The organism is Bacillus pseudomycoides DSM 12442, from assembly GCF_000161455.1.
Classification (GTDB): domain Bacteria; phylum Bacillota; class Bacilli; order Bacillales; family Bacillaceae_G; genus Bacillus_A; species Bacillus_A pseudomycoides.
Genome location: NZ_CM000745.1, coordinates 5142673 through 5152695 on the forward strand (window position 1 = coordinate 5142673; position 10023 = coordinate 5152695).

Genomic DNA, 10023 nt, shown 5'->3' on the forward strand with positions numbered 1-10023 from the left:
TGAGTATCGGTGTTAAAATCGATATGTATTTCGAAATCAATTCGTTTTTAAAATCGGTTGTGAAATCAATTGTAAGTGAATTCCGATTTTGATTAAAATATTGATTTAATCGCGTTTATGCGAGGGAAAACTTATTCCGTTTTTTGGAGGAGGAATTAAAATTGGAACTAAAATCGGAAATGTATACACCGAAAATTGTTGCGGATAGTTTAGGGGTAACTCCCGATTTATTAAAAGTATGGTCAAATGAATTTAATATACAAACCGAGCGAAGTCAGGGAGGACATCGCAGGTATTCTAAGGAAAATATTGAAGAATTAAAAGCTATAAAAGAAAAAATACATGTACAAAAATGGTCTTACGATCAAGTTCGAGCATGGAAGAATGGAGAACTTGATTCGTTTGTTTCAAAAGAAGAAAAATCGGAATTAGAAAAAAAATTGGATGAAGTATTGGAAAATCAGCAATTACAAAATCAATTTAATCAAGCATTAGTTCAAAAATTACAAGAGATTACCAATGAATTAGTTACTACAAAAGAGTATTTAGCTAATACTGAGAGAAAACTAACTGAAGTAGAGGGGAAAAATAGTGAATTAGAAGTCTTTATAGAGAAAAAGTTAGAGAAACGAGATCAGTTATTGCTTGAAAACATTAGAGATATACAGAAACAAAATCAGAAACAAAAACGGAAAGGTGTTTTTGGTTTGTTTAAAGACTAATTAATTGATTATGTGAAAAAAAAGTTTCTTCAGATTTTCCGAAGAAACTTTTCTAGATTTTTAGATACATATGAGAATTAATTTATTTCATTTGCTATTTAAATACTAGGAGAATATTACCTTCATGATATAGTCATAAAATGAGGTTAAACATACTATACAGCTTAGCATTAAGAAAGCTATCCAAAGAGATATAAAATAATTTTTTTTAATTATGTAACAATATAAACTGAAAAAAATAGAAACTGAAAAGCCTAAAAGACATACAATAAGAATCCAAGTTCCGAGGCCATGTCCAAACATGAAAAATTGAGATTTTATTAAAATAAAAAGAACAAAAATAACAATTAAAGAAATGCATAATATAAAATATTTCATTACTTTTAAACGGTTATTTTCTAAAGAAAGGTGATTTTGCAGTTCTTTATCCGATTTAATTAAATAATCTAAACTAACATTGTATAAATCGCTTAGTTGAACAAGATTAATAATATCCGGAGCGCATTTATCATTTTCCCATTTGGAAACAGCTTGAGCAGTAACGTTCAATTTATCGGCTAACTGATTTTGAGAATAATTATGTTCTTTACGTAGTTTTTTTAACTTACTTCCTAACTCCATTTTACTCTCCTCCTCTAATGAAAATATAAATGAAATTTTAGAAATAAGCACGATAGTGTTGGTTGTGTTTTATCAACCTGGGTATTAACTAATGGTTGAGTATTGTTTTATATTAATATCACTGGTAAGAACTAGAGATAACATTGATTATGTGAATGAAAAGCCCCTTCCGATCTTCTGAAGGGACTTTTCTAGGTTTCTAGATACATGGACTGCTGATAAGTGGCATTATGTTAACCTCACTTATTTTCACGTCGAAAATTGCTTAACGTATGTTTTCGTTAAAATGTGAGCGGAACCCCTATTTGTAAGCGACTCGAAATAAAAAAGCGAAGATATGACAGAATTTGTTTTCTTCGCTTTTTTTGATCTGTTAGCTTGTCCTATTTGTTTGTTTAAAATTATCAATTAGTATTGGTTAGTTGGTTGATAGATAACTATTAACTACATATTGGAAATCCTAAGAATACTAGTAATGAATAAAATTCTGGTGATAGAGAAACTCTAAAAATGATTTTATCGTTGAATTTAACAATTAAAAAGTAAGCATCTCCATCTTGATAAATACATGCGGATACCATAAGAGAATACACCTCCTTATATGATATAACTTATAAAAAATAATAGAATGTGTTTGGACACTCTCGGTTATATCACATTAGTTCCCACTTGAAAGAGGATGTAGTGATGACATGATTTTGTAAGTTTCTTTGTTTTCTAGAAAAAATAACGGGTATCAAAAATAACCATAAAAAACATAGTATGAGGGTACCGTTCTTTTGAACAGAGGGAAAATATGATAGTATGAATTTCCACATTTGAAAGAAAATAGGATTCAAGTTGTTGTGCGAATGAATCGCAAAAAAGAACATTCCTCTTGTAAGGGAATGTTCTTTTTCATAATATCATATAATTATGCTTTAAAATTTTTAAGCATAGATTAGTAAAGAAAGATTTCTTTATTCCCGCTGGTTACTTCCCTAAATAAAAAGAAGCGCTATTTAGGGTATTTATTTTTCATAACAATTGTAAAATATGAGCATATAGGGGTACCGCTACATCGTTGACTACTGATAATGAACATTATGCATATTAGAGAATATCGAACATAAAATGATATTAACTTCATGACGTTTCTGTGTTTTAGCGTTACCCCTACGTTTTCGAAAAGGCACCTGTATAAGGTGTCTTTTTGTTTTTCACCTTTTGAGATGGACAAGCATATATTTGTAGTGTGGGACAACCTCTCTAAGGCCCTAGTCAATACTCATTGAAAACTCCTACAAATTTGGGCATCTACTGATGTGGATGCTCTCTTTTTATGAACTATTTGAATAGGACAAGCATATACTGCTTGTACCTTATTAACTTTAGTAACCTTAACTTTCGTTAATGGGGATTCTCATAATCCTTTAAAGGGCGCTCACGGAAATGGGTGCTCTTTTTACTAGATAAAACGGATATTGAAATAGGAAGGGCGATGAATGATGGACGAAATACAACGATTTATTGCTAACAATACACATCAGCTTGGATATATTATGGATGAAGCTAGCAGGAAGTGGATAGAGCAAGACCCTAAAGGAGCTTTGACAGTAGGAGCAAGTAAAGGAACGATAGATGCTTATGGTAGTTATTATGATCTGTTGGAAAAGTTAGCATGCCTTGAAGAAGGAAAAAATATTTAGCATAATGATTAAACCAATAGCAATTATCGTAGGCGCTGCTATGATCGGCTTAGCGTCTTATTTGTTGTTCATGAATTCTATTATCTCTTTATTTACAGTGTTTTGAATGTATACTTTTCCTGTTGGTTTTGAGAATACCAGGGGAATTAGTATAAAGTCAATGTTTTAGGGGAAATGAATGTAAACAAATATCTAAAAGTTTACATTCGTACTTATAATAAATAAAAAGCACTTTTAAAACATTAAAAAGTGCTTTAACTTGATGTTGATGTGACGGCACCTCAAGTATGTAGAAATTTAAAAAAGTCCCTTCATAATGCTAAAGGGACTTTTCTCACACAAATGATCTGCACATCAATTCACTTTTGATATACAGATCATTTGCATGATAATTTTTATAAATAATTGCGGAATAATGAACTTACATTACTGCTTTTAAAAGCTCTCCTACTAATGGGATGATTCCACCTAAGAATGATAAAACTGCCATTGCGATTGCCATATTATTTCCTCCTCTTATTTCGTATTAAGATATGATAATTTTTATAAATAATTGTTAAATAATGTACTTACATAAATGCTTTTAAAAGTTCTTGAACTAATGGAATTACTCCACCTATAAATTTTAAAACTGTCATTGCAATTGTCATATTATTTCCTCCTTTTTTGTTGTTGCTAAGATGTGATTTATCTTTATGCTTTTATTATAGTAAGCGCTTACAATTATATCGATATATTTTTATATGTAATATTGCATATGGAGGGTAAGGTCACGAAATATCATATGATTTTTAAAGATTTAATCTGCTAATTTTGCATTATTTTACAATTTATTTTTGCTATATTTATTAGAAAAGGGGATGAATTAATGTTTAAATTTATAAAAGAAAAGTTAGCATTAATAGGTACTCTTTGTTTGTTTATTATTACTATTGTAAATTACACAGTAAATAATGAGACAGTAACTGGGATAGTTAGTATTTCATTATTTGTTCTTGTATTAATCTTATATATTATTTCTAGAAATACTAAAGTATCCTAAGGTGGATAAAGTGTGAGGTTATTTTGTTATAGAGTTATCTTACAAATAATTAGAGGTAGTTGTATCATGTCTGTCAACGGTAAGCGGACAGAATGAAGCGGAAGCGAAATGAAGGAGCATTAAGGAGTTGACAGACTTACTGTCCCAAACCCTCTTGGTGTGTCAAAACGTATGCGTTTTGGCCTGCCAACCGGCGAGGGAGCCCCTCAAGGATTGAGGGGTTGGGGTGTTCGATGGATGGGGTCTGGGGAAGAGTTCCCCAGTGGGTTTGGGCAAAGCCCAAGGTTTGTTTTTGCCATGCTGGGCATGGCTCGGTAAAGCCGAAAAGCGTCGCAGACCCCTATCGATTTTGATGCGTTAGCGTCAAAATACGTATAGGGTTACGTTAATTGACACAATTTCGTCGCCTTGCTAGACTTATGGTATCAATTAATCTAGGGAAAGTGGTGGCACTTTATGTTGTTCTCTATCTCATTTAATCAATCTCACCAAAGTTCATTAAGCCATAATAACAGGGAAAACATTCATGGGAATCCTGGCATCGATCCATCCAGGTTAGAGGAGAATATCTACTTTGTTCAAAAGGACATCCAAAGTGTATACAAGGATGTCTTTCAAGAAGCGGTGGACAAGTATAACGAGAAACAAAAACGGAATGACCGTAAGATTAAGGACTATTATGAAAAAATACGTAAAGATGAAAAGACACATGAGCAACGAGAACTCGTTGTAGCGATTGGGGAAGGCAAAGACGACCCAAAGTATAGGGAATCCAAAAAGGAAGCGTTAAAACAGTATGCTGAGGCGTTTCAAGGGCGAAATCCGAATCTAGCAGTTTATAACATGGTTTTACATGATGATGAAGCAAATCCGCATTTACATATTAACTATGTACCGAATTTCGAAAGTAGTCGAGGATTAACGAGGCGTGTCGGAATGGATAGAGCCTTGCAACAACAAGGCGTAAAAGGAAAAGGGACGGAGTTAATTGCAAATTGGAGAATATTAGAAACAGCTTATATTGAGGAATTAGCAAAAGAGCATATTTCTGATTTTGAGAGAGCAAATGTAGGATCTCACAAGTACATGAAAGTTCGTCAATACAAGGAATATGCTGAAATGAAATCAACCGTTGAGAATCAAATATATGAAAAAGAAATGCAGTTAGAAGTTTTTGACCATCATATGAAACATACTGAAGAAAAAGTAAATGAATTACAGATGGTGAAAACACATGTGGCTGATAAATACAAAGAGTTAGAAGCAGTGGAACAACAAGTGAAAAGTGAAAGTGAAAAGTTACAGCTGATTGGTCAGCGATATATAGAGTTAGAAAAAAAGGTGAAACAACAGCAAAAAGAATTGGATAGTGTTACGAATCAAGTGCCAAATGAACCTGTTGTGATTCCGTTTTTGCGTAGAGAAGTAATAACAGAAGTACAAGATAAAATGTTTGGGAAAGCTGAAATCACGAAGAAACAGACAAGAAATTATGTATTATCACCTGAACAGTATCGTAAAATAACAAAACAAGTGAATGCAGCAGTTACTATCAAAAAGGATTATGAGCGTTTGAAAGAGATAGATTTTGTGAAAGAGAATGAGAGTTTAAAAGTGCATGCAGAAGGATGGATGAAAGAAAATCGAACATTGAAACAAGAAAAAAACCAGTTGCAAAAAGAAGTTGGTGTATTAAATAGAGAAATTAGCTCATTAAAAGCTCATATAAAGGGTTTGCAGACAAATATAAGAGTTTTGTATTTACAAACGAAAAAAGTTTTTAAAGAGCAATTTAAGGCGTTTAGAGAGAGTGTTAAAAATGAATTGGATAGCAAGGGAGTAGATAATCAATTTGAACGTGAACATAAGAGAGAAATAAGCAGACATCGAGATTTTGATAGGGAACGGTAAAAAAATAGGGAAACTTTGTTTTTATCTTCAAGGTTATTGAAAACGTGATAGAATGAAAAAAAGAGCCATGCTGGAACATGACTCTTTTTATAGGGTATTCTACGAAAATACCTAGACTTCATTTATCTGATTATAGATTATCATAATTTGTTTTATAATCAAATAGCAAAAAATAGGTGTTTTTGTTGATTCCCTCAATTTAGAGGAGGAATTAACAATGAATGAAGAATTGGGACAAGCTTTAAATCAAGCTGATAGAAATGCTAGAAAAAGAGATTTTGAGAAAGATGGGAAACAAAGAGACCAAGCTGAAGAACTAAAAAAATCTCTTTTACAACAGTTAAAAGAATTAACTGGAGAAGACCATTATGTTGGAACTAATAAAGATCCATTTGCTGGAGAGCCATTTAATCAAGTAATGCACAGAAATTTAGATTTGTTGAATAGTATTGGTTATTTAACTCAAGCAGAAGAAAGTTTTTTATTTAGAATTCAAGCTTATTTGGAATTTAGAAGTAATGTTATTATTTGTAGAGATGATAAATTTAAAAGGAAACGAAAGAGTGCTGAGGAAGATTTTGAGTTACCAAAAGCAGCAACTGTTTCTGAAATTGCTGAAATGATAGGAAAATCAAGAGAAAAAACTTCTTTGGTTATGAATTCATTAAAGAAAAAAGAAATTTTACTTAATCCAGAAGGTGCTGGACAAATTATTGAAAATGGTCGCACTGTAAGTCCTAGAACATGGGTGGTAAATCCTTACATAATGATTTGTGCACCTCGAAAAAATGAAGTAAAACTTGATAAATTAACGATGAGATTGTTTCAATATTCTTTGAAAAATCTTAAAGATCAAAATGGTAAAAAAGTGAAATTACCAGCTCGATTTTTTTAGACTGTATCAATTTGATATAGTCTTTTTTATATGTATTTTAAAGTGTATTATCCACTTGGTTACTTATTTGTATTTTTTTAGGTGTGACGAAAACGTCACAAAAAGGCTTAAAAGTGTGACGAAAACGTCACACCCTGAAAAGTGTATTCAACCCAGTCATATCAAGGGATTTACACGTTTTTTGTAGATGCTCTCTATTATCACTATTATTAAAGGCTAAAAGTTCCGCAAGGAACAGGTAGTATTTTTGAGCAAAAAACGCTCAAAAATCTCCACCTTCAGGAGAAAAAAAGTCGGTTCGTTAATCCTCACCTAAAGGCTATCGCCTTTTCTTTTTTCCCCTGTCCTTGCGGAACTTTTTTCGGCTCGTGTGCTTTTCTCGCCAAGCCGACAGACAAAAAGCAAAGCAATGGTTCTCGACTTGGACAAGCAAGTATACGAGCCGAACCGCTTAGATCATTCGTCCCAAGATAGTTCTTATTCTAAAAATAGATACGTAATACGTGGGGTTTCGCCCCCACACGACGAGCCAGCACTCTAGCCAAAAAGCAAGGGGTGTTTCAAAACCTTGGGTGTGGTTATATGCCGATTACATTGGAGAAAGGCATTCATTAGAGTGTTCTTTCTTTATTTCTTAAAAGACTTGCTCGTATATTATTTAAAGACATAAAATAATATGAATCCGTTAAAATACATGAGTGATCCCTTGTTTTCCCCTCTTATCTAAAGGAGGAACTATTATGGGCTTTGGTGGTAGTTGTGGCAGCGGCTTTGCTGGAGGATTCGCATTACTCGTTGTGCTCTTTATATTATTAATCATAGTTGGAGCTGCTTGCTTCTGCTAAAAAACAATCAGAAAAGACACTTGTAAAGGTGTCTTTTCTTATGAAAAAAATATTTATATGATGTGGAGTTAAAATTGGGGGTCTTCCGATTCAAAAGATAGGTACAAGTTATCTTTTTAAACTGTGGAAAATGGTGATGAATAAAGATTCATGTGAAGTTAACATAACGCATCATTATTAAAGAATTTTCCAGTAACCCTTTTTTAAGGGCTATTTTTTTTATAATTTCGTAGTTACCTAATTTGATAACTACGAAAATGCTTGTAAGCTCTTGATATAACAACATTTTTATACTCAAATTAGGTTAATTTACTCTAACTCTCTATATAAGGGCTAAAAGTTCCGCAAGGAACTTTTTTCGGCAGGTGTAGGTATGCCGAAAAGCCGAACATATCAAAAACGAGAATTTAGGTAGCACGACTTGGATTAGCAATTGTACCTGCCGAACTGCCTAGATCTACTGTTCAAGAATAAGTTCTTATTCTATATTTTATAACACTAAAAGGGGCTAGCCGCTCGCTTCACCCCAACCTTCACCTCACACTCAAAAACAAGGAAAATACGGAAACCTGGTAATACACCCTTCATTTTCGGTGAAGTTGCACATATTTATAAAAAAAATACCCTTGTCCAATCGATTATCATTCTCTAGTCATTTAATACTACAAAGGGGGTGAGAACATGGGAAACAATGAAAAAATCACGTTTCGATTTGTAAAAAAAGATGGCGAAGAAATTAATTTGGGAAATCTTGCTGATAAACGAAAAATTGTCATTGTCATTAATAATCAGATTACATTTGCACCGAATACAACACAAATTGCCAGTGGAGCCGGACAAAACAGTGCAGCAGGAAATAATGCAGCAATCGATTCATCAAATACCGAACAGCAACAAACGGTGGGCGCTGGAGGCAAAGCGATAAATAAAGGAATTAGTGGAGATCAGATTGAGCCGCATAAAATGAAAAAAGAAAATTCGGATGAAGAGGTAGAATTTGTACTTATCATCAATAATCAAATTAATGAAACCAGTGAGGAACAGGCTAGTGCTACTCAAGTAGCAAGTGGTGGTGGAGAGGACAGTGCAGCGGGAACCAACGCTGCCATCGAAAGTTCTAATACCAAACAGCAACATGCAGTGGGAGGCGGAACGGATAGTTTAGCAAAAAATGCAGGTGAAGAAGGCGACCAAATAGAAAAATGCAAAAAACGCAGAGAAAAATGCAAAAAACGCGATTAAAGAAAGAAAAAATTTGGATCTGAAGATCCAAATTTTTTTGACATGGAAGTTTTTTTCACAAACAACCGCTGAATGAAAGTATCCCGGATGGGAAATCTTGGTTTTTTTACTATTAGGGATACCGCCAGCATTTTGGAAAAAAACCACGCTAAGCAAAAAAATACAATAAGCCGTCCATATGGACAGCTCATTTACATAATTATCGTTATTGGTAGTGAAATTATTAATCCCATATATTTGGGCGTTCAATTTTCATTGTTCTCATATAATCTAACATTTGTCCTGTATGAACACCCTCATGATATGCTATACGCATTAACATATCCCCTAAAGAACGGATATACCCTACATTTGAACGATCAATTTTAATTGTATTTAAATCTTCACTAGAAAAAGAACGAACAGTATCTAAAAATTGTTTGTGATATATCTCAGCAAAATTCAGTTCATCTTCGACAGATAAAAAAGGTCTGTTTTCAAATGGAGAATTATACTCTTTTAGACTTCCCCTATTTTCAATAGCCAGATGATAATAATGTTCTGATTCCAGTACATGTCGAATCATCTCTAAACAAGTCATAGCTTTTTCATCTGGTTTCCAATCTAATTTATCACTCGGAATTGCTTTCCATACCTTTATACTCCTTCTTCTCACTTCTTTTAGATTTAATAATAATAAATCAATAGTGTTCAATTGTATTTCTCCCCTTCACTTAGTCTTATAAATTAAGTTTACAAATATTTTCAAGTAAAATGCAAACATTCGTTCTTTTTTCGGATACATTTAACAAACGAATCGTCCTGTAACTGACAAAAAGAAACAATATGTTATGAATATTACATTCATGCTCGGTTAACATAACGTCCCATTATCGGTAGCAAGGACAAGGTGGAATTTTTGTTTTAAAGGGGATTCCCTCTTGTCCTTGTTTTATTTTTCTATACACGATTTTATACATTGTTGATGTAGCGGGGATCTTAGGGATCCTCGCTACTCTTTTTTTGTATAAAATCTTATATAGAGAAAAAAGATTTTGATGTTATTATCGAGAAGTAA

8 protein-coding genes are annotated in these 10023 nt (G+C 32.9%); 6 read left to right on the forward strand and 2 right to left on the reverse strand.

The genetic code is table 11. The features are described from left to right. Nucleotides 1-161 precede the first annotated feature (161 nt). Nucleotides 162-722: a MerR family transcriptional regulator gene (locus tag BPMYX0001_RS26040; RefSeq protein ID WP_033799410.1), complete on the forward strand. Its 561-nt coding sequence runs from the start codon at nucleotides 162-164 to the stop codon at nucleotides 720-722. A gap of 105 nt (nucleotides 723-827) precedes the next feature. Here the strand turns inward: BPMYX0001_RS26040 and BPMYX0001_RS26045 are convergent, their stop codons facing one another. Further along, entirely contained in the window at nucleotides 828-1343 is a 516-nt protein-coding gene (locus BPMYX0001_RS26045; RefSeq protein WP_033799411.1) for a helix-turn-helix domain-containing protein, read from the reverse strand. A gap of 1487 nt (nucleotides 1344-2830) precedes the next feature. Here BPMYX0001_RS26045 and BPMYX0001_RS26050 point away from each other — a divergent pair. The 5 genes from BPMYX0001_RS26050 to BPMYX0001_RS26075 all read left to right on the forward strand — a co-directional run bounded on the left by BPMYX0001_RS26050 (nucleotide 2831) and on the right by BPMYX0001_RS26075 (nucleotide 8966). Next, nucleotides 2831-3031, forward strand: a complete 201-nt coding sequence (locus BPMYX0001_RS26050) for a hypothetical protein (RefSeq protein ID WP_240517036.1) — start codon at nucleotides 2831-2833, stop codon at nucleotides 3029-3031. Nucleotides 3032-4529: 1498 nt separating this feature from the next. Then, nucleotides 4530-5984 carry a plasmid recombination protein gene (locus BPMYX0001_RS26065; RefSeq protein WP_006097170.1) on the forward strand — a complete coding sequence of 485 codons (1455 nt, stop codon included), beginning with the start codon at nucleotides 4530-4532 and terminating at the stop codon, nucleotides 5982-5984. Nucleotides 5985-6201: 217 nt separating this feature from the next. After that, nucleotides 6202-6879, forward strand: coding sequence for a hypothetical protein (locus BPMYX0001_RS26070; RefSeq protein ID WP_006097171.1), 678 nt, complete (start codon nucleotides 6202-6204; stop codon nucleotides 6877-6879). Between the two features lie 740 nt (nucleotides 6880-7619). After that, nucleotides 7620-7724: a YjcZ family sporulation protein gene (locus BPMYX0001_RS31605; protein WP_078212141.1), complete on the forward strand. Its 105-nt coding sequence runs from the start codon at nucleotides 7620-7622 to the stop codon at nucleotides 7722-7724. A gap of 681 nt (nucleotides 7725-8405) precedes the next feature. Continuing rightward, nucleotides 8406-8966: a hypothetical protein gene (locus tag BPMYX0001_RS26075; protein WP_006097175.1), complete on the forward strand. Its 561-nt coding sequence runs from the start codon at nucleotides 8406-8408 to the stop codon at nucleotides 8964-8966. Between the two features lie 223 nt (nucleotides 8967-9189). Here BPMYX0001_RS26075 and BPMYX0001_RS26080 read toward each other — a convergent pair whose 3' ends face one another. Further along, nucleotides 9190-9660: a DinB family protein gene (locus BPMYX0001_RS26080; RefSeq protein WP_006097177.1), complete on the reverse strand. Its 471-nt coding sequence runs from the start codon at nucleotides 9658-9660 to the stop codon at nucleotides 9190-9192. Nucleotides 9661-10023 lie beyond the last annotated feature (363 nt).

Bases quoted from the DNA above. Each gene is read 5' to 3' on its own strand.
- BPMYX0001_RS26045 (WP_033799411.1), bottom strand. From the start codon at position 1,343: ATGGAGTTAGGAAGTAAGTTAAAAAAACTACGTAAAGAACATAATTAT.
- BPMYX0001_RS26050 (WP_240517036.1), top strand. From the start codon at position 2,831: ATGGACGAAATACAACGATTTATTGCTAACAATACACATCAGCTTGGA.
- BPMYX0001_RS26065 (WP_006097170.1), top strand. From the start codon at position 4,530: ATGTTGTTCTCTATCTCATTTAATCAATCTCACCAAAGTTCATTAAGC.
- BPMYX0001_RS26070 (WP_006097171.1), top strand. From the start codon at position 6,202: ATGAATGAAGAATTGGGACAAGCTTTAAATCAAGCTGATAGAAATGCT.
- BPMYX0001_RS31605 (WP_078212141.1), top strand. From the start codon at position 7,620: ATGGGCTTTGGTGGTAGTTGTGGCAGCGGCTTTGCTGGAGGATTCGCA.
- BPMYX0001_RS26075 (WP_006097175.1), top strand. From the start codon at position 8,406: ATGGGAAACAATGAAAAAATCACGTTTCGATTTGTAAAAAAAGATGGC.